This window comes from Alistipes sp. An54 (genome assembly GCF_002159375.1).
Classification (GTDB): Bacteria; Bacteroidota; Bacteroidia; order Bacteroidales; family Rikenellaceae; genus Alistipes; species Alistipes megaguti.
In genome coordinates this window covers 509,484-527,611 of record NZ_NFIA01000001.1, presented here as the reverse complement: position 1 = coordinate 527,611, position 18,128 = coordinate 509,484, and the positions used below count along the sequence as shown (strand labels likewise).

Here is an 18,128-nt window from a genome sequence, read left to right as displayed (position 1 = left end):
ACGTCTGACAGAAGAGCCCCGGATGCATCCGTGCATCCGGGGCTCTTTGTATGGTGTGATTCGTGTACGATCCCTGTGTACTTTTTTTTTTTTCCCCCCCCCTCCCCATCCTTGTGCGATTCGGGGCGGGATCACGCTTTTCGGTTACTGCCGATCGGCGTTGTGGTAGGCTTCGACGCCCGAGCGGAGGAACTGGACGAAGGCCGCCACATCGAGGTCATAACCGCGTGGCTCGACCAGCGGCTGTCCGTCGGCACCCTGCAGCACGTAGTAGGGTTGGGCGTTGACGCCGTAGGTCTTCAGCGCATAGTAGGAGTTGATCTTGCCGAGGCTCTTCAGTACCTTTCCGGCATCGGTGGTGATCCATTCGTCCTCGGGCAGCTCCTTTTTGTCGTCGGCATAGAGGGCGCAGATGACGTAGTCGTTGCGCAGGATGTCAAGCACCTGCGGGTCGGACCAGACGCGTGCCTCCATCTCGCGGCAGTTGACGCAGCCGTGCCCCGTAAAGTCGATGAAGATGGGTTTGCGGACCTTGGCGGCATAGGCTTCGGCCTCCTTCAGATCGAAGAAGCCTTCCAGCCCGTGGGGCAGGTGGAGGAAGTCGCTGTACTTGGGTTTGCCGATGCCGCTCTGCGAGACGGCGGGAACTGCGGCGGTGTTGGCGCCGAGGACGAAGTCCTGCGAGGTCAGCGGCGGCAGATAGCCCGAGAGACCCTTCAGCGGAGCGCCCCACATGCCGGGGATCAGGTAGACGACGAACGAGAAGACGATGATGGCCAGCGCCAGACGTCCGACTCCGAGGTAGGGCACGTCGCTGTCGTGGGCGAACTTGATCTTGCCCAGCAGGTAGAGTCCCATCAGGGTGAAGACGACGATCCAGATGGCCAGATAGATCTCCCGGTCAAGGATTCCCCAGTGATAGGTCTGGTCGGCCACGGAGAGGAATTTCAGACCGAGGGCCACCTCGACGAATCCCAGAACGACCTTTACGGAGTTCAGCCAGCCGCCGCTTTTGGGCATCTTCTTCAGCACCGAGGGGAAGAGGGCGAAGAGGGTGAACGGAAGGGCGAAGGCCACCGAGAAGGCCAGCATGGTGAGGATCGGGGTCCAGAATTCACCTGAGGTCGACTTGATGAGCACCGAACCGACGATGGGGCCCGTGCAGGAGAACGAGACCAGCACGAGCGTCAGGGCGAGGAAGAAGATGCCGCTCAGCCCCTTGGTGTCGGCCTTCGAGTCGGTCTTGTTGACCATCCACGAGGGCATGGTGATCTCGAATGCCCCGAAGAACGAGGCGGCGAAGATCATGAAGACGAGGAAGAAGATGATGTTCGGCAGCCAGTGCGTGGCAAGCCAGTTGAAGATGTCGGCCGTCACGGCATCGCCGCCGACGATGCGCGTGATGATGATAATGACGGCGATGGGGACGGTGTAGAGTAGCACGATGAATAGCCCGTACAACGTGGCGCGCAGACGGCCCATGGCGGCTCCGCCCTCGCCCTTGAGAAAGTATGAAACGGTCATCGGCACCATCGGGAAGACGCACGGCGTCAAGAGGGCGGCAAATCCCCAGAGGATGGCCTCGATGATCAGGGCCCAGATCGAGCCCTTTCCGGCGGCATCCTTCGTGGCGGGCGTTTCGGCGGCGGGAGCAACCTCGGCCTGATCCCCGGCGGCAGGAGCCACCTTGGCACCCTCCGGAACGGCGATCTGCAGTTCGAGGTCCTCGGGCGGCATGCAGCTCGTATCGTCACAGATCATCCACTCGAGTTGGGCGGTGACCAGGGCCTGGGGGGCCGTCAGCGTCACCTTCTGGGCAAAGCGGACGGTTCCTTCGTAGGTTCCGATCTCCATGCCGTAGACGTTGTCGTGGTAGCGGTGCGGCGGATCGAGCGGCTCGACCTCACCGTCGAGCACGGCTCCCTCACCGGGCGTGAAGGTGATGACCGTGGGATTGGGTCCGCCACCTTCGTAGGGGCCCAGATCGTACATGTGGTAGCCCGAAGGTACGGTGGCTTCGAGTACGATGCGGTAGGCGTTGCCTTCGAGGGGCTCGACCTTGCTTTGCCAGGAGACTCCCTGTGCGGACGCCATTGCGGCAATCAGTACCGCAAAAAGCGGCATGAGGTTGCGGATCAGTTTTTGCATGGACGTGTAGCTTGATATTTTCGCAAATATACACTTTTTTATGAATAATTTGCTACTTTCGCGACATGATTCGTATTTCGCTGGCCATACCTACGCACAACCGGGCCGAAGAACTCATTCGGGCCCTGGAGTCCGTCGTGCGGCAGGATCTTCCTGCGGAAGAGTGGGAGTGCGTGGTGGTGAGCAACAACTCCACGGATGATACCGAGGCGCGTTTCGCCCGTTTTGCGGCTGCCCGTCCGGACTGCAACCTGCGCCTTATCCGCGAAATGGGACCGGGCGTGTCGTATGCCCGCAACCGGGGTCTTCGCGAGGCACGCGCACCGTGGGTGGCCTTCATCGACGACGACGAGCGGATCAATCCGGGTTTTCTGCGGGCCTACGTCGAACTGTTCGAATCGCACCCTGAGGCGGTGGTGGCCGGCGGGCGGATCCTGGCCGAATACCCTTCGGGGCGCCCCGAATGGATGTCGCACTACGTCGAGATGCCCATCGCCAATCCGATGGATTTCGGCGACGAGGTGCGGGCGTTTCCCGTCGGGCGGGTTCCCGGGGGTGGCAACATGGCTTTCCGGCGGGAGGCACTGGCTCGTTACGGGGGATTCGACCCCTCGCTCGGGCGCGTCAACGGCGAGTTGATCGGCGGTGAGGAGAACGATCTCTTCGAACGGTTGCTGCAGGGGGGAGAGACGATCTGGTATGTTCCCGGCGCCGTGATGTGGCACATCATCCCGCCGCGCAAGTTGACGCCCGACTATTTCCGCCGTCTGAGCTACAACGTCGGGGTCAGCCAGCGGTTGCGGGCGCAGATTCACCACCGTGTGGCGAAGACGTTGCTGAGGGAGCTCTTCAAGTGGGGGGCGACGCTGCTGTTGTGCTGTACGATGGCGCCCCGCAAGTCGCTCTGGCTGCTGCGTCTGCGCTGGGGTATCTCGCGCGGGCTCTTTGCTCGGATCGGTTAGGCCGTCTCTTTTCGCGAAAAATAGCGGCACAATGTCGTGAAACACATGAATAGCGCCAGTGATGGGCGTTCTTCCTCGTTCTCGGATGAGTTGTGTATAATATTCGAAAAGCGATCAAAGTCCTTACCGTCCAGAAGATAGGTCGATCCCAATATCTGGTAGGTCTCAAAGTCATCTCTCTGTTCTTCGCTGCTTGGCCGTATTGTGTTTATTTCGAACAGATTGACATTCAACTGTGTGATGCAGCAGAATTCCGGCTTTCCACCTCTGCCAAGATCGCGATAAAAACCGATGGGTTTGGTATATTCGATAAGGTCTTTTGTAAGATTCGTCTCTTCTTTCAACTCTCTTTCGGCGGCCGTGATCAGTGTTTGTCTGAAGTCTGTATTTGGATGGAAGTCTTTGAAATCGACAGATCCGGAGGCAGAGGGCATCAGCCGATCCGTTGATGTAAGGGCTTTGTCGTTTTGATGCAGAATGATGACATAACCGTCCGCCGTGATGGCCAGGGTGGATATTCCGATGTGATCGCTCATGACGGATTTTTCGAACGGCCGTATGGCGTATGTACTTATGTTGGCAGGAGGAGTTATGCCCCATCCGCTTTGATGGGAGAGTTTCTTGGTATAAATCATGTTGGTGAGATAGGAGTTGTAGTAGCAGCCTTTGCAAACCCTGACAAACCATTGATTGTTGCTTTCCTTGAACTCAGAGGCCATGCATAATTTTTTCTCGTTGTAGAAACTGCCTCTCCTGTTTTTCATTTCATGCCACTTCTCATTGAGAAAGGGCTGTAGAATATCCCGATAATTCTTGATGTAGCTCCATACCCGTTTTTCCTTGTCCGAGCATGGGATCGTTCGAATGGGTGTGTTGCTCTGTAGTAGGCAATCTATGGTTTCGCTGTATTTTATTACGGTGTTTGGAAATGCCGGACCTTCCGAATAGATGGCGTTTAATTCTTCAGCCATCTGCGGACGATTTTGTTTGAGCCGATTATGGGCATTGTAATATGTTGTCCGTTTTGTGTAGAAGTGGAAGTCCCTGATGAAGCTGAGTATTTGCCAAATCAGAGTAGAGAAAATGAGAAAGAGTAATAGGGCAATACTGTCGACGTGAATCAGGTTCCTGTAATCAAAAATTGAATACAGTAGAATGAAAAAATCGATGAGTATGGTGAAAATATTGATGTATCCGATTCGTTGGCCGTAGAGGATGAAATCGAATCGGTTCCTGAACTGGATTTTGAGAGAACTCCATATTTTCTCCATCGCGCGAAAGATTGAAAATGACAATAAACCCCGTCATATCGAGATTTATTGTCATTTTGGTAGCGGGTTATGAATGATGCGTACGGGTCAGAAGAGGTATTTTTCGTGCTTGACCTTGTTGACCAGCTGGTAGATCTCCTCCCAGGCCTCTTCGCCGAAGGTCGTGCCCACGACTTCGATCACCTTGCCGGCCGTGATGGCACCGATCGTGCCGCACTGTCGGAGCGAAAGCCCGTCGCAGAGTCCCGCGAGGAATCCGGCGGCATAGAAGTCGCCGGCACCCGTCGTGTCGACCCGCTTGGCCGCGGCCATGATGCCCACGTGGACCACCTCGTCGCCCTGTTTGATCATCGCCCCTTTGGTGCCGATCTTCACGACGGCCAGTTCGCACATCTCCGAGATCTGCTGCAGGGCGTTGAGCGGTTCGGCCTCGCAGGTGAAGGTCTTGGCCTCCTCCTCGTTGGCGAAGACGATATCGACGTGTTCGTGGACCAGCGTGCGGAGGAACTCGAGGTTCTCGGCCACGATGTTGAAGCTGGCCAGGTCGATGGCCACCTTCAGCCCGCACTCCTTGGCCGTGCGGGCGGCCTTGAGGATCAGGTCGTGGTTCTGGACCAGGTAGCCCTCGACATAGAGGCAGTCGTAGCCGTCGAAGATCGTCGGTTCGATCTCTTCGGCCGAGAGCTCCAGTGCCGCACCCAAATGGGTGATCATCGTCCGCTCACCGTCGGCCGAGATCAGCGACACGCATTTGCCCGAACGCTCCTGTCCACGGAAGATGATCGGTTCGATGCCCAGATTCTCCAGCGCCTGCACGAAGAAGTCGCCCGTGGTGTCGGGGCCCACCTTGCCGATGAACCCCACGCTGCAACCCAGTTGGGCCATGGCGCGGATGGTGTTTCCGGCCGAGCCTCCGAGCGAAAGCGAGTAGGGAAGTCCGGCGACCGATTTCGAGATTTCGGTCTGCAGACGGGTGTCCACCAGACTCATCGAGCCTTTGGCCAGTTTGAACCGTCCCAGTACGGAGTCGGTTTTCAGGTTGACCAGCATGTCCGTGAGGGCATTGCCGATTCCGATGACGCGCTTGATGCGCCGGTGTTCGGGTCTCTCGTTGAAGTTCATGGGTTTGAGTTGCGGGGCCGCACGCCGGCCCGGATTAGATCGAAAGAATTTTTACCAGATCCAGATCGCTGCGATCGATCCCCTTGTTGTGCTTGATGGCCTTGGCGAAGGGGACGTAGACGATCTTGCCGTTCATCGTACCGATCATCACGTTGCGCTGACCGTCGAGGATGGCCTCGATGGCGGCTTCGCCCATACGCGAGGCGAGGATGCGGTCGACGGCCGTCGGCGAACCTCCGCGTTGGATGTGGCCCAGGATCGTGACGCGGGCGTCGTACTGCGGGAACTCCTTCTTGACACGTTCGGCCAGGGCCGTGGCGCCACCCGTCTTGGGGTTTTCGGCGACGATGACGATGGCCGAGTTTTTGCTTTTGCGGAATCCGTGGTTGATGAGTTCGGCCAGCTGGTCGACCTCGGTCTCCATTTCGGGGATGATGGCCGCTTCTGAACCGGTGGCGATGGCGCTGTTCAGGGCCAGATAGCCGGCCGTGTGGCCCATGACCTCGACGAAGAAGAGGCGTTCGTGGCTCGAGGCCGTATCGCGCAGTTTGTCGACGGCCTGCATGATGGTGTTCAGGGCCGTGTCATAGCCGATGGTCGAGTCGGTGCCGCCCAGATCGTTGTCGATCGTGCCGGGGAGACCGACGATCGGGACGTTGTACTCTTCGGCGAAGATGGTGGCACCGGTCAGCGAGCCGTCGCCGCCGATCACCACCAGCGTGTCGATTCCTGCGGCCACCATGTTGTCGTAGGCCATCTTGCGGCCTTCGGCGGTCATGAACTCCTTGCAGCGGGCCGTCTTGAGGATCGTTCCGCCCATCTGGATGATGTTGCTGACACTCTGCGATTTGAACTCAACGATTTCGTTGAAGACCAAACCCTTGTATCCGCGCATGATACCCTTCACGGCAAAGCCGTTGTAGATGGCGCTGCGCGTCACGGCCCGAATTGCGGCATTCATGCCGGGGGCATCGCCTCCGGAGGTCAGAATGCCGATACATTTGTTACCTCCCATACTCTCACTTGTTTGTAAAACAAAACCGGTCAAAGGTAGTTATTTTTTCACTATTTTTCAAAGATGCAGTCAAAATTGAAGGGAGAAAAGCGACCCGTCGGGGCGGCTCTTCTCCCTTGTGTGGCGGATTGTGTGGCAGATTATCTCGTCTCGGATGCCGGGAGTTTCTTTCGTGTCGAGTCGGCCGCCGGGCCCTCCTCCGTTTCGCCGGTCTGTTGGCCGGCACGGATCAGAACCTCCCGGCCGTCGGCGTTGACCTTCAGTTCGCCCTCGTTCTTGTTGACCGTAATGTCGATCGACTGCGAGGGCACGGCGATGTGCAGCAGCTGGCGTCCCTCCTCGATGACGCTCTCCTCGTCGTAATCCTCGAGCAGTTGTTCGAGCGTCGTGGTGTCGCCGTTGATGATCAGCGGGCTGCGGAAGATCTGTTCGACGGCGGCTTTTTTCTGGCGGATCTTGCCGCTGGCGTTTTCGCGGATGGCGATCACCGAGCAGGCGATGATCGAGACGATCCACGCCAGGAAGATGATCAGCACGCTCTTTGCGCTGGGTTTGCGCGAGGCGATCAGGCACATCAGCACGTAGATCATCAGGGTGACCGGAATCAGGACGATGAAGATTCCCAGAATCGGAACCCAGAGCGAGAAGTCGGCCAGTTTGCCCTGCAGCAGCTCCGGGCCTCCGATCAGCAGGGCGAAGAGCCCGATGACCAGGGCGCAGGCTCCCATGATGAGTCCGAAGACGAGGATTCCGGCGAAGATCTTCAGCAGGATCAGCACGATCTTGCCGAACATCGAGACGGCTTCGGCGACGATCGGTTTGGCTTTGGCATCGGGATCGTTGTTGGCCGAAGCGGCGGTGACCTCGCTGATGGACTGGGCGGTGATCCGTTCGCCGTTCATTTCGAGTTTCTGGCGGGCGGTGCGGGCGGCCGGGACGGCAAACCACATGATGAAGTAGCAGATCAGGAAGATGCCGAAGAGGTTGCCGAACAGCGGACCGAACCAGTAGAGGAACGGAATGCCGCCCAGACAGCTCAGCAGCATCGGCAGGAAGAGGACCAGTCGTACCCAGACCGGATCGATGTCGAAATATTTGCCGATGCCGGCGCAGACACCTCCGAGTTTGGCATTGGCCGTATCGCGGTAGAGGCGGCGCGGGATGCGCGGGGTTTCGTACTGCAGGTCGCGGTCCGAACTCTCGTCGGAGATGTCCTCGGCCGAGCCCATCTGGGCGATGATGTCCAGGATGAGCGATTTTTCGACCACACGGGTGTTGTCCTGCGCCGAGAGGATCAGTTCGGCGATGCGGGCTTCGATGTCGGCGACGATCTCCGCGCCGTCGGGTGTATCCTGATAGCTCTTCTTGAGGCTTTCGAGGTAGGCGTCCAGGGCCTCATAGGCATCGACGTCCATGGTGAAGGCCACGCCCGAGATGCTGCATTTCTTGACTTCTTTCATGACTTTGGCTTGTGTGCGGATGGGTTGTTAGCGGATATTTTTACGGATGCCGGCCCCTTATTTTCTGCGGATGCTGCCGCCGCTCGATTCCGAGGTTTCGACCTGGCAGTCGCCCGTGTAGCGGATTCCGGCGCCGCTCGAGGCCGAGGCTTTGAGGCTTTCGGTGCAGTTCACCAAGGTTTTCGAACCGCTCGAGGCCGTGACGTCGGCCCGCTGTGCGGTCAGCTCCGAGGCATTGACCTTGCCGGCCGAACTGCTTCCGCTCTCGAAGTACTCCGTGAGGCCCTTGAGCGTGATTCCGGCGGCACTCGAGGCGTCGGCCGTGCACGACTTCGATTGGATATCGGCGCGGACACTGGCGGCACTCGATGCCTCGATGTTGCACGTGGCGGCCTTGACCGTCAGATCGATGTCAGCGGCGCTCGAAGCGTCGATGCTGCACGAGCCGGCCTTGACCGAGGTCTCGATTTTGGCGGCGCTCGAGGCTTTGACCAGCAGATCCGCCCCCTTCAGTTCGACCTCCTTGCCCCGGATTTTGGCGGCGCTCGAGGCTCTCAGGGAGCGGAACGTGCGTCCCTGAACGGGGATCGTCACCGTGACGTGGGAGTTGTTGATCGATTTGATCTGTCGGTCGATCGTCACCTGTAGTTCGCCATCTTCGGGCTCCACGACGACCCAGGCCATCAGGTTCTCGTCGGCATCGATGCGGATCTTGTCGCCCTGCTCCGTGAGGACGACCTTCACGGCGCGCGAAGTGTTGATGGCGTTGAATTCGGGGATCGGGATCTCCTTCGTGACGATGTTTCCGCTGGCCTTGATGATGCGATTGTCCGACAGGGACTTGGCGAAGCAGATCAGGCTGGCGAGACAGGCGGCAGCCACTACGGCAAGGATCGGGATTATCCAAAGAAATTTCTTCATGATTTTCGTTTTTTGGGGAGAGGGTTATTCGTTGTTGTCGATGCCGTGTCGGATTCGGCGGATCTGCCCGACGAGCTCCTCCCAGGCCTGGTCGAGCGAGCACAGATAGGCTTCACCCTTGGGCGTGAGGGAGTAGTATTTGCGGGGAGGGCCCTGCGGCGACTCTTCCCAGCGATAGGTGAGCAGTCCGGCATTTTTCTGCCGGGTGAGGATCGGGTAGAGCGTACCCTCGACGACGATCATCTCGGCCTGTTTGAGTTCGGCGATGATCTTCGGAGCATACGAATCCCCGCGGGAGAGGATGGCGAGGATGCAGTACTCCAGGATTCCCTTGCGCATTTGCGCCTTGACGTTGTCTTCAGCCATGGTTCAGAGCGTTTGACGGTTGGGCTCCAGGGGCACGATCAGCCAGAGGATGATGTAGACCCAGAGCGAGAGTCCCGCGAAGAGGATCAGCAGCAACAGGGCCAGACGGACGTTGAAGACCTTCAGGCCGAAGTAGTCGGCCAGGCCTCCGCAGATGCCGGCGATGATGCGTTCGTTGCGGGATCGGTACAGGTGGCGTTTTTGATTTGCGGTCATCATGTTTTCGGTTTTTCGGGTAATTAGCGGAGCGGCTCTTCGGGAATGACGATCCAGAGGATGATGTAGGCCCAGATCGAGAGTCCGCCGAAGAGAACCAGCAGCAGTGTCAACAGCCGGATCATCGTCGCATCGGCATCGAAAAAGTCGGCCAGGCCGCCGCAGATGCCGGCAATCGAACGGTTGCTGCGCGAGCGGTAGAGGTGTCTCACGGCAGCTTTGCCGGTGTCGCCGGTCGGGGTGCGTGGCTCGCCGAAGTCGGCCGGTGAACCCATCTGGGCCATCGTGGCGCGAACCACCTCGAGCGAGATGACGCGCATGGGCGATGAGACCCGTTCGCGGAAGATTTCCGCCACACGGCTCTCGATGTCGGCCATCGTTTCGGTGTCCTCTTCGGGCAGCCGGCTGCGGATGTCGGCGAAGTAACGGTCCAAAACCCGGTAGGCATCCTCGTCGAGGGTGAAGGCCATGGAGCCGATGTTTACGTGGATGGTCTCTTTCATGATCGATACGGCTTTTGCCGGATGATTTTGCAGGTTTTACTATTTTGGTACTGCAAATATAAAACATGTTTTAGTATTATGCAATACAAAGTACCTGTTTTTTTGAATTTTTTCTGCTTAAGGGGTTGTTCGGGTCCTGTTTTGATGGAAAAATAGCGATATTTGGACTTCCAATGTTGCGTTTTGCCCGTCGAGTTCGTCTAACAGGTATCATGAAGGAATCCGAATTCATCCGTTTGGTCATGCCGCTCCGCGACCGTATGTTCCGCTATGCGCAGAGTCTGGTGCTCTCGTCGGCCGAGGCGGAGGATGTGGTCCACGATCTGCTGGAGCGGATGTGGCGCGACCGCGGGCGGATGGAGCTGCCGCAGCACGTCGGGGCTTTCGTGATGACGGCCGTTCGCAACCGCTGCTGTGATCTGTTGCGCCGGCGTCAGGCCGACGTGCGGCGGTTGGCGCAGGTGAAGGCCTCTTCGGAGCGGGTGACGGAGTCCGTCGTGCAGCGTTGGGAGGCTCGCGAGGTGGTGCGGCGGGCCATGGCCTCGCTGCCCGAGCGGCAGCGCGAGGTGATCCACCTGAAGGAGATCGAGGGTTTCCGGACGTGTGAGATTGCCGAGGTGATCGGCTGCGACGAGGCGCAGGTGCGGGTGATTCTTTCGCGGGGGCGGGTGGCCCTTCGTGGAATTCTGCAAAAACTGATGAACGATGAACGAACGACAAAAACGCATTGAGCAACTGGCCGGTCGCTGGACCGAGGCCCGGACCTCGGAGGCCGAGGAGCGCGAACTGCGCGAATGGCTCCGTGAGGAGGGGAGTGCCGCATCGCAGCGCGATCTTTCGCTGCTGTTCGAGGGCTTCGATGCATTGGCCGCGGAGCGAATGCCCGAGTCGGCGGCGTCGCGCCTTCCGGCACCGGGAGGGTCGCGCCGGCGTCGGATGGCGGTCCGCTGGACGATCGCGGCTGCCGCTGTGGTGGCGCTGGGTGTCATCCTCGGGGCGGGCGTGCTGCGCAAACCCTACTGCTACATCGACGGCCGGCCGGTCTACGACCGGGAGGAGGCCCTGCAGACGACGGCCTATTTCGACGCCTTCGCGGCACTCGATGCCCCGGACCGGCTGCTCGACGTGTGGATGGACGATCAGAAGTGAAACCCGTAATCAAACCTGGATATGAATATGCGATACAAGCTCCTTCCGGCTGCGGTTCTCGTATGGACCGTGGCTTCGATCGGCCCGGTTGCGGGCCGGACATTCGACGATTCGACCCGGCGGCCGGTTGCCCGACAGATGATGGCGTCGGACAGGACGAAACGTCCGGCGACCGATTCCGCAATTGCCGCCTGGCGATCGGATGACTGCCAAACGGTCGTACGGATGACGGCGACGGCTGATTCGCTGTCGGTCGACCGTCGCGACAGCCTTGCACGCTTCGAACCGGTCGAAACGCAGCTTGCCGTGTTGCGGTCTTCGTCCGACGATGGGGAGGTGGTGCTCGAGGTGGCCGGCTTCGGCATCACGCTTTCGGGCTCCCCGGACGAGTGGCTGCGTCCTGCCGATCCCGATAAACCGCGGTCACGGGTCTCGCCGACGCTGCTCTCCGGCTCGGAGTACGGCTTCATCATCCCGACGGGCCTCGGCTACGGCGCCTACCCTGCGGGCGAGGCGGGCTTCTTCGATCTGCGCAGCGGCAAATCGTTCCACCTCTCCTCGACCCTCATCGGATTGAACGTCGAGATGGGGCGCCGGCGGCTCTTCCGCTTCTCGACCGGTCTGCGCTATACGATCGACAACTACCGCCTGTCGGACACCTCGGTCACGCTCGGAAACGAGGCCGGAACGGTCGTCCCCGTTGCGCTCGACGAGCCGGCCGACAAATCGAAACTCCGCGTCACGTCGCTGGGAATTCCGCTGACCTTTTCGTGCCGCGCCGCGCGGAATCTGTCGGTGGCCCTGACCGGTTACTTCGACTTTACGATGGGAGCCAATGCCATCTACAAGCGCCCCAAGGTGAAAAATTCGCTGGCGGGGGTGAATGCCTTCCGTTTCGGCGTAGGGGCGGCCATTGCCTATCACACCGTCGGTGTTTACGTGCGCTACAGCGTGACTCCGCTCTTTGAGTCGCATGTCGGTCCGGAGCTCTGTCCGCTGTCGATCGGTTTTTGCATAGACATGTAAGGAGCGGGTGTCATGAAACGGATTCTGTTGTTGCTGTTGATCGTTCTGCCCCTGCTGTGCGGGGCACAGAACGTATCGTGGCGCTTCTTCGATCGTTACGCGAAGAGCCCGGGATTTTCCAGCGTACAGCTGGAGCGCAAAATGATGCGCATGATGAGCCGTCAGGCCGCCGAACGGGGTGACGAGAAGCTGGCTCAGCTGCTCAATGGCATCGAATCCATCCGCATCGTGGCGCTGGACGGGGGCGACGGTGGTCAGTTTGTTGCGGATGCCGAGGCCCTGGTCAACCATGCAAGCTACCGTTTTCAGCCGGTCATGTCGGAGAGCCGCGACGGGCAGGTGACCCGTTTTTACCTGCGGAGTGCCGTGCCGCCCGGCTATTCGGAGTTGGTGATGCTGACCTCAGGGCCGCGCGAGACGGTGGCGGTGAATATCTACGGCCGCTTCGATCTGAAGCAGGTTTCGCGTCTGTCGACCATCCGCCCGAAACGCCCGTCCGACTCTCCGGAGGGCCGATAGCCGCGCGCGGGGCGGTCAGCGGTGCCGACACCTCCTTTTTAAAGGATAGTTGGGAGAAAAATTGTCTATACGAGTTGCGTTTACGCAGATCGCCCGCCGCTTGTGGTATATAAAAAATCCCCGGAACGTAGAGTCCGGGGATTTTTCGTGAGACGCAGATCGCGCTGCTTAGTCCTTGAACTTGGCCGAGAGGAACTCGCGGTTCAGGCGGGCGATATGCGTAATGGAGATCTGCTTCGGGCACTCGGCCTGGCAGGCACCGGTGTTGGTGCAGTTGCCGAATCCCAGCTCGTCCATCTTGGCGACCATCGCCTTGGCACGGCGGGCAGCCTCGACACGACCCTGCGGCAGCTTGGCCAGCGACGAGACGCGGGCTGCGACGAACAGCATGGCCGAACCGTTCTTGCAGGTGGCGGCGCAGGCTCCGCAACCGATGCAGGCGGCGGCATCCATTGCCTCGTCGGCATCCTCCTTCGGGATCAGGATGGCGTTGGCATCGGGCACCGAGTTCGTGCGCACGGAGATGAAACCTCCGGCCTGCAGAATCTGGTCATAGGCCGAGCGATTGACCACCAGGTCCTTGATCACGGGGAAGGCGGCTGAACGCCACGGCTCGACGGTGATCGTGGCTCCGTCCTTGAACTTGCGCATGTAGATCTGGCAGGTCGTGGCGCCCTGGCTGGGGCCGTGAGCCTGGCCGTCGATGTGCAGCGAGCACATGCCGCAGATACCCTCGCGGCAGTCGTGGTCGAAAGCCACGGGCTCCTTGCCCTGGTGTACGAGGTCGTTGTTCAGGATGTCGAGCATCTCGAGGAACGAGGTGTCTTCCGAGATGTTGGACACCTTGTAGGTTTCGAACGCTCCTTTGGATTTAGCGTCCTTTTGACGCCATATCTTTAAAGTAAAATTCATTGTTTTTCGATCTTAAAGTTCAACGTCAAAATGAGCTTAGTCCTTGTAGTTGCGCTGTGCGGGGTGTACGAACTCGAAGTTCAGCGGCTCCTTGGTCATCTCCGGAACCTGGTCCATGCCCTTGTACTCCCAGACGGCGGCAAACGTGAAGTGTTCGTCATCACGCTTGGCTTCGCCCTCTTCGGTCTGGTGCTCGACGCGGAAGTGACCGCCGCAGGACTCCTCACGCTGCAGGGCGTCGCGGGCCATCAGTTCGCCCAGCTCGAGGAAGTCGGCCAGACGCAGCGCCTTCTCCAACTCGACGTTGAAGTCGTTCTCGCGGCCTACGACGCGGACATCCTTCCAGAACTCCTTGCGCAGGGCCTGAATCTCGGTGATGGCCTTCTCGAGCGACTCCTTCGTACGGGCCATGCCGACGTTCTCCCACATGATGTGGCCGAGACGCTTGTGGATGTCGTCCACCGACTGTTTTCCGTTGATCGAGAGCAGTTTGGCGATCTTTTCACGCACGCCCTTCTCGGCCTCGTCAAAGGCCTTGGTGTTGGTGTTGACCTTCGGGGCCTGGATCTTGTGCGAGAGGTAGTCGCCGATGGTGTAGGGCAGCACGAAGTAACCGTCGGCCAGACCCTGCATCAGGGCCGATGCTCCCAGACGGTTGGCGCCGTGATCCGAGAAGTTGGCCTCGCCGATGGCGTACAGACCCGGGATCGTGGTCATCAGGTTGTAATCGACCCAGATACCGCCCATCGTATAGTGTACGGCGGGGAAGATCTGCATCGGCTGCTCGTAGGGATTCACGTCGGTGATCTCCTCGTACATGTCGAAGAGGTTGCCGTAACGCTGCTTGATGCGGTCCTTGCCCAGACGCTCGATGGCGGTCTTGAAGTCAAGGAAGACGGCCAGACCGGTCTCGTTCACACCGTAACCGGCATCGCAGCGCTCCTTGGCGGCACGCGAGGCCACGTCACGCGGCACGAGGTTACCGAAGGCCGGGTAGCGGCGCTCCAGATAGTAGTCGCGATCCTCTTCGGCGATATCCGACGGCTTCTTCTTGCCGGCGCGCAGGGCCTTGACATCCTCGAGTTTCTTCGGAACCCAGATACGGCCGTCGTTGCGCAGCGACTCGGACATCAGCGTCAGTTTCGACTGCTGGTCGCCGTGAACGGGGATACACGTCGGGTGGATCTGCGTGAAGCAGGGGTTTGCGAAGCCGGCGCCCTTGCGGTAGCACTGGAAGGCGGCCGAACCGTTCGAGGCCATGGCGTTGGTCGAGAGGAAGAAGACGTTTCCGTAGCCGCCCGTTGCGAGTACGACGGCGTGTGCTCCGTGGCGCTCGATCTCACCCGTTATGAGGTTGCGGGCGATGATACCGCGGGCCTCACCGTCCTCGATGACGATGTCGAGCATCTCGTGACGCGGGTAGCTCTTCACCGAGCCGGCGGCGATCTCCTTGTTCAGGGCGGCGTAGGCACCCAGCAGGAGCTGCTGACCGGTCTGGCCGCGGGCGTAGAAGGTACGCGAAACCTGGGCGCCGCCGAACGAACGGTTGGCCAGCAGACCGCCGTATTCGCGGGCGAAGGGGACACCCTGGGCGACACACTGGTCGATGATCAGGTTCGAGACCTCGGCCAGACGGTAGACGTTGGCCTCACGGGCGCGGTAGTCGCCGCCCTTGATCGTATCGTAGAAGAGACGGTATACCGAGTCGTTGTCGTTCTGGTAGTTCTTGGCCGCGTTGATACCGCCCTGAGCGGCAATCGAGTGGGCGCGGCGGGGCGAATCCTGAATGCAGAACACCTTGACGTTGTAGCCGAGTTCGCCGAGCGAAGCGGCTGCGGAGGCACCGCCCAGACCGGTTCCGACGACGATGATGTCGAGTTTGCGCTTGTTGGCGGGGCTTACGACCTTGATAGCTGCCTTGTGGTTGCTCCATTTTTCGGCGAGCGGTCCGGCAGGGATTTTAGCATCTAATTTTAAAGCCATATCGTTTGTATGTTTATTGTTCTACAATAGCAGGATTGATCAGCAGGCGCCCGACATGCAGGGGCAGAGGAAGTAGACGAGTACCACGATGGCGAAGCCCAGGAAGACGATCGTCGCAACGATGTTGGCGATGCACTTCAGACGGGGATACCACGTGTCGTTGGCCCAGCCCACGCTCTGGAACATCGACCAAACGCCGTGGGTGAGGTGGAACCACAGGGCGACGAACCATACGAGGTAGATCACCACGTAGTACCACTGCGAGAAGGTGTAGCGGATCAGCGCGGCGCCGTCCGTAGGGCTGTAACCCAGCGAGTTGGTGTGCTGCCCCATGATCTCGACGAGCTGCATCTTCGACCAGAAGTTGAACAGGTGGAGTAGCAGGCCGACCAGGACGATGACACCCAGTACGAGCATGTTCTTCGAAGCCCAGTCCACGCCCGGCTCCTTCACGGTGACGGCGTAGCGCTGCTTGCCGCGGGCCTTGTAGTTGCGCAGGGTGAGGATGATGGCGTAGATGAAGTGGATCAGCACGCCGAGGGCCAGGACGACGGTTCCGGCCAGGGCGTACCAGTTGGCACCGAGGAACTCGCAGACCGCATTGTAAGCCTCCGGCGAGATGATTGCCGTGACGTTCATCGACATGTGGAAGAGGATGAAGAGCACGAGGAAGCACCCCGTCACGCTCATTACTAACTTCTTGCCAAGCGAGGAATTAGATAGAAAACAGCTCATAATGTTTTGAAATTTGTTATTTTTGTTAAAGATTTGTGTCCCGTCGTGTTGTGTGGCCGCTTTTCTGACAGTGGTGTCGTTTATGGGTTCGGGTCGGGTTTCGGCCCGGGTTTCCCGGCAAAGATGACGCCAGAACGTTCGGAATCCGGAGTTCGGAGCGAAGTTCCGGGCGAGGAGTCTCGGCGCGGGATTGTTCGCCGCAAAGATAGCCATTGTTCGCGGAATAACAATAGAAACGGGCAGGAATTTTATCGACACAAGGTGGGTTTTATGACTAAAAATGAACTGCGCAGGGCGATGCGCACACTCAACAGGGGATTGGACGCTGCCGAGCGGGCCGCGGCATCGGCACGGATTGTCGAACGCATGGAGTCGCTGCCCGAATTTGCGCGGGCACAGACCGTGGGGCTCTTCTGTTCGATGCGTGACGAGCCCGACATGCGGGAGGCCCTCAGCCGGTGGTGCAGCGTCAAGCGGCTGGTGGTGCCGCGGGTCGAGGGGACGACGATGCGTTTTTTCGAGTACGATCCGCAGACACTCTTTCCCGGCGCCTTCGGCATTCTCGAACCGGGGCCGTCGGCCATCGTGTGCCCTCCCGAGGAGATCGATCTGCTGCTCGTCCCCGGTGTGGCCTTTACGGCCGGGGGACTCCGTTGTGGACGCGGACGAGGCTATTACGACCAGTATCTGTCGCTGGCGGGGTTCCGGGCCGTGAAGATCGGCATCTGCTTTGCCCACCAGCTGGTCGACGCCCTGCCTGCCGAACCGCACGACATCCGCATGGACCGGGTTGTGACGGATCGTTGAGGCGAGAGGCGGAAGGGAGTAAGAACACTTTGCCGGAGTGTGTGCAATTAATTTCGCCGGGAACGGGTTTTCCCGGCCGCGAATGATACGAAAACCATGAAAAAGAGACGTGTGGCCCTGGCGCTTGCCGGAGGTGGTGCGAGGGGTGTGGCGCATATCGGCGCCATCGAAGAGCTGGAGAGTCAGGGATATGAGATTGCGGCGGTGGCCGGGACCTCGATGGGGGCCTTGGTCGGCGGCATGTATGCTGCGGGACACCTCGACGCCTTCAAGAAGTGGATGTGTTCGTTGGACAAGTACCGGGTCTTCGGACTGGTCGATTTTACGCTCAGTGCCGAGGGACTGGTCAAGGGCGAGCGGGTGATTCATGCCATGCAGGAGCTGGTCCCCGACGTGCAGATCGAGCAGATGCCGGTTCCGTTTGCGGCCGTGGCGGCCGATCTGCTCACGGGCCGCGAGGTGGTGCTCGACCGCGGCGGTCTTTACGACGCCATCCGGGCTTCGATCTCCATTCCGTCGGTCTTTCGTCCGGTCCACCGCGACGGCATGGTGCTGGTCGACGGCGGAACGGTCAACCCGCTTCCGCTGAACCGGGTCCGGCGCGAGGAGGGCGATCTGCTCGTGGCCGTGGACGTAAGCGCCCCGTTCGGGGCCGATCCGATTCACCGGGCCAATGCTTCGTTCAATTATTATAAGGTGCTGATTGCCTCGTCGCAGATCATGCAGCAGCACATCACGCAGCTGATGTGCCGGCTTTACCGGCCCGACGTGCTGGCCCAGATGCCGGCCGACAGTTACGGTATGTTTGAATTCTACCGGGCGAAGGAGCTGGTCGCCGCCGGACGGAAGATGATTCGCGAGGTGTTGGCCCGGATCGGTGAAGGGGAATAGGCGCAGGGCCGGATCTGTCGGTCATCTGCTGTTTTGCAGATCGGGCGGCCTTTGTCGCGGTTGGTGCCTTTTTTTTTTCCCCCCCCCTCCCCCGGGTATAAAAAAAGCGACGGCCTGTTTTG

General features: G+C 59.7%; 19 protein-coding genes. 7 read left to right on the top strand and 12 right to left on the bottom strand.

From position 1 onward, the window contains the following. Positions 1-144: 144 nt before the first annotated feature. Positions 145-2,148 carry a cytochrome c biogenesis protein CcdA gene (locus tag B5G09_RS02000; RefSeq protein ID WP_087403798.1) on the bottom strand — a complete coding sequence of 668 codons (2,004 nt, stop codon included), beginning with the start codon at positions 2,146-2,148 and terminating at the stop codon, positions 145-147. 65 nt (positions 2,149-2,213) lie between these two features. Between B5G09_RS02000 and B5G09_RS01995 the strand changes: the two genes are divergently transcribed. Then, positions 2,214-3,110: a glycosyltransferase gene (locus B5G09_RS01995; RefSeq protein WP_087403797.1), complete on the top strand. Its 897-nt coding sequence runs from the start codon at positions 2,214-2,216 to the stop codon at positions 3,108-3,110. On the opposite strand, the gene B5G09_RS01990 is transcribed toward B5G09_RS01995, so the two are convergent. The 8 genes from B5G09_RS01990 to B5G09_RS01955 form a co-directional block, all read right to left on the bottom strand. Continuing rightward, on the bottom strand, positions 3,107-4,081 hold the full coding sequence (locus B5G09_RS01990) for a hypothetical protein (RefSeq protein ID WP_143256453.1): 975 nt from the start codon (positions 4,079-4,081) through the stop codon (positions 3,107-3,109). The genes B5G09_RS01995 and B5G09_RS01990 overlap by 4 nt on opposite strands. Before the next feature lie 387 nt (positions 4,082-4,468). Then, complete coding sequence (locus B5G09_RS01985) at positions 4,469-5,470, bottom strand: adenosine kinase (protein WP_087309509.1); 1,002 nt, start codon at positions 5,468-5,470, stop codon at positions 4,469-4,471. Positions 5,471-5,537: 67 nt separating this feature from the next. Further along, a complete protein-coding gene (gene pfkA, locus B5G09_RS01980; protein WP_087309375.1) occupies positions 5,538-6,518 on the bottom strand; it encodes a 6-phosphofructokinase in 981 nt (326 codons plus the stop codon). A 140-nt stretch (positions 6,519-6,658) separates the two neighbouring features. Continuing rightward, a complete protein-coding gene (locus tag B5G09_RS01975) occupies positions 6,659-7,978 on the bottom strand; it encodes a PspC domain-containing protein (RefSeq protein ID WP_087403795.1) in 1,320 nt (439 codons plus the stop codon). Positions 7,979-8,035: 57 nt separating this feature from the next. Then, positions 8,036-8,899 carry a DUF2807 domain-containing protein gene (locus B5G09_RS01970; protein WP_087403794.1) on the bottom strand — a complete coding sequence of 288 codons (864 nt, stop codon included), beginning with the start codon at positions 8,897-8,899 and terminating at the stop codon, positions 8,036-8,038. 24 nt (positions 8,900-8,923) lie between these two features. After that, positions 8,924-9,265 carry a PadR family transcriptional regulator gene (locus tag B5G09_RS01965; protein ID WP_087403793.1) on the bottom strand — a complete coding sequence of 114 codons (342 nt, stop codon included), beginning with the start codon at positions 9,263-9,265 and terminating at the stop codon, positions 8,924-8,926. A 3-nt stretch (positions 9,266-9,268) separates the two neighbouring features. Then, the gene (locus B5G09_RS01960; protein ID WP_087309510.1) at positions 9,269-9,481 is read right to left on the bottom strand and encodes a PspC domain-containing protein; all 213 of its coding nucleotides are present in this window, start codon (positions 9,479-9,481) and stop codon (positions 9,269-9,271) included. Positions 9,482-9,504: 23 nt separating this feature from the next. Continuing rightward, on the bottom strand, positions 9,505-9,984 hold the full coding sequence (locus B5G09_RS01955) for a PspC domain-containing protein (protein WP_087309379.1): 480 nt from the start codon (positions 9,982-9,984) through the stop codon (positions 9,505-9,507). 212 nt (positions 9,985-10,196) lie between these two features. Between B5G09_RS01955 and B5G09_RS01950 the strand changes: the two genes are divergently transcribed. The 4 genes from B5G09_RS01950 to B5G09_RS01935 are packed head-to-tail and all read left to right on the top strand — an operon-like array spanning position 10,197 to position 12,678. Beyond that, entirely contained in the window at positions 10,197-10,715 is a 519-nt protein-coding gene (locus B5G09_RS01950; RefSeq protein ID WP_087403792.1) for an RNA polymerase sigma factor, read from the top strand. Next, on the top strand, positions 10,690-11,133 hold the full coding sequence (locus B5G09_RS01945) for a hypothetical protein (RefSeq protein WP_087403791.1): 444 nt from the start codon (positions 10,690-10,692) through the stop codon (positions 11,131-11,133). The genes B5G09_RS01950 and B5G09_RS01945 overlap by 26 nt, the downstream gene beginning before the upstream one ends. A 27-nt stretch (positions 11,134-11,160) precedes the next feature. Further along, positions 11,161-12,159, top strand: coding sequence for a hypothetical protein (locus B5G09_RS01940; protein WP_206384399.1), 999 nt, complete (start codon positions 11,161-11,163; stop codon positions 12,157-12,159). A 12-nt stretch (positions 12,160-12,171) separates the two neighbouring features. Next, positions 12,172-12,678 (top strand): DUF4252 domain-containing protein, encoded by a 507-nt coding sequence (locus tag B5G09_RS01935; RefSeq protein ID WP_087403789.1) that lies wholly within the window; start codon positions 12,172-12,174, stop codon positions 12,676-12,678. Between the two features lie 168 nt (positions 12,679-12,846). Here B5G09_RS01935 and B5G09_RS01930 read toward each other — a convergent pair whose 3' ends face one another. From B5G09_RS01930 to B5G09_RS01920, 3 genes are read right to left on the bottom strand one after another with little or no spacing between them, the layout of a single operon-like run. Beyond that, positions 12,847-13,590, bottom strand: coding sequence for a succinate dehydrogenase/fumarate reductase iron-sulfur subunit (locus B5G09_RS01930; protein ID WP_087309384.1), 744 nt, complete (start codon positions 13,588-13,590; stop codon positions 12,847-12,849). Between the two features lie 36 nt (positions 13,591-13,626). Next, complete coding sequence (locus B5G09_RS01925; RefSeq protein WP_087309385.1) at positions 13,627-15,573, bottom strand: fumarate reductase/succinate dehydrogenase flavoprotein subunit; 1,947 nt, start codon at positions 15,571-15,573, stop codon at positions 13,627-13,629. A gap of 39 nt (positions 15,574-15,612) precedes the next feature. After that, positions 15,613-16,308: a succinate dehydrogenase cytochrome b subunit gene (locus B5G09_RS01920; RefSeq protein WP_087403788.1), complete on the bottom strand. Its 696-nt coding sequence runs from the start codon at positions 16,306-16,308 to the stop codon at positions 15,613-15,615. Positions 16,309-16,578: 270 nt separating this feature from the next. Here B5G09_RS01920 and B5G09_RS01915 point away from each other — a divergent pair, with 270 nt between their 5' ends. Further along, complete coding sequence (locus tag B5G09_RS01915; protein WP_087403787.1) at positions 16,579-17,115, top strand: 5-formyltetrahydrofolate cyclo-ligase; 537 nt, start codon at positions 16,579-16,581, stop codon at positions 17,113-17,115. A 96-nt stretch (positions 17,116-17,211) separates the two neighbouring features. After that, positions 17,212-18,006, top strand: coding sequence for a patatin-like phospholipase family protein (locus tag B5G09_RS01910; RefSeq protein WP_087309388.1), 795 nt, complete (start codon positions 17,212-17,214; stop codon positions 18,004-18,006). Positions 18,007-18,128 lie beyond the last annotated feature (122 nt).

Coding starts and splice junctions, on each gene's coding strand:
- B5G09_RS01960 (WP_087309510.1), bottom strand. CDS start 9,481: ATGACCGCAAATCAAAAACGCCACCTGTACCGATCCCGCAACGAACGC.
- B5G09_RS01925 (WP_087309385.1), bottom strand. CDS start 15,573: ATGGCTTTAAAATTAGATGCTAAAATCCCTGCCGGACCGCTCGCCGAA.
- B5G09_RS01920 (WP_087403788.1), bottom strand. CDS start 16,308: ATGAGCTGTTTTCTATCTAATTCCTCGCTTGGCAAGAAGTTAGTAATG.
- B5G09_RS02000 (WP_087403798.1), bottom strand. CDS start 2,148: ATGCAAAAACTGATCCGCAACCTCATGCCGCTTTTTGCGGTACTGATT.
- B5G09_RS01970 (WP_087403794.1), bottom strand. CDS start 8,899: ATGAAGAAATTTCTTTGGATAATCCCGATCCTTGCCGTAGTGGCTGCC.
- B5G09_RS01995 (WP_087403797.1), top strand. CDS start 2,214: ATGATTCGTATTTCGCTGGCCATACCTACGCACAACCGGGCCGAAGAA.
- B5G09_RS01940 (WP_206384399.1), top strand. CDS start 11,161: ATGCGATACAAGCTCCTTCCGGCTGCGGTTCTCGTATGGACCGTGGCT.
- B5G09_RS01910 (WP_087309388.1), top strand. CDS start 17,212: ATGAAAAAGAGACGTGTGGCCCTGGCGCTTGCCGGAGGTGGTGCGAGG.
- B5G09_RS01935 (WP_087403789.1), top strand. CDS start 12,172: ATGAAACGGATTCTGTTGTTGCTGTTGATCGTTCTGCCCCTGCTGTGC.
- B5G09_RS01950 (WP_087403792.1), top strand. CDS start 10,197: ATGAAGGAATCCGAATTCATCCGTTTGGTCATGCCGCTCCGCGACCGT.
- B5G09_RS01955 (WP_087309379.1), bottom strand. CDS start 9,984: ATGAAAGAGACCATCCACGTAAACATCGGCTCCATGGCCTTCACCCTC.
- B5G09_RS01915 (WP_087403787.1), top strand. CDS start 16,579: ATGACTAAAAATGAACTGCGCAGGGCGATGCGCACACTCAACAGGGGA.
- pfkA (WP_087309375.1), bottom strand. CDS start 6,518: ATGGGAGGTAACAAATGTATCGGCATTCTGACCTCCGGAGGCGATGCC.
- B5G09_RS01930 (WP_087309384.1), bottom strand. CDS start 13,590: ATGAATTTTACTTTAAAGATATGGCGTCAAAAGGACGCTAAATCCAAA.
- B5G09_RS01945 (WP_087403791.1), top strand. CDS start 10,690: ATGAACGAACGACAAAAACGCATTGAGCAACTGGCCGGTCGCTGGACC.
- B5G09_RS01975 (WP_087403795.1), bottom strand. CDS start 7,978: ATGAAAGAAGTCAAGAAATGCAGCATCTCGGGCGTGGCCTTCACCATG.
- B5G09_RS01965 (WP_087403793.1), bottom strand. CDS start 9,265: ATGGCTGAAGACAACGTCAAGGCGCAAATGCGCAAGGGAATCCTGGAG.
- B5G09_RS01990 (WP_143256453.1), bottom strand. CDS start 4,081: ATGGCTGAAGAATTAAACGCCATCTATTCGGAAGGTCCGGCATTTCCA.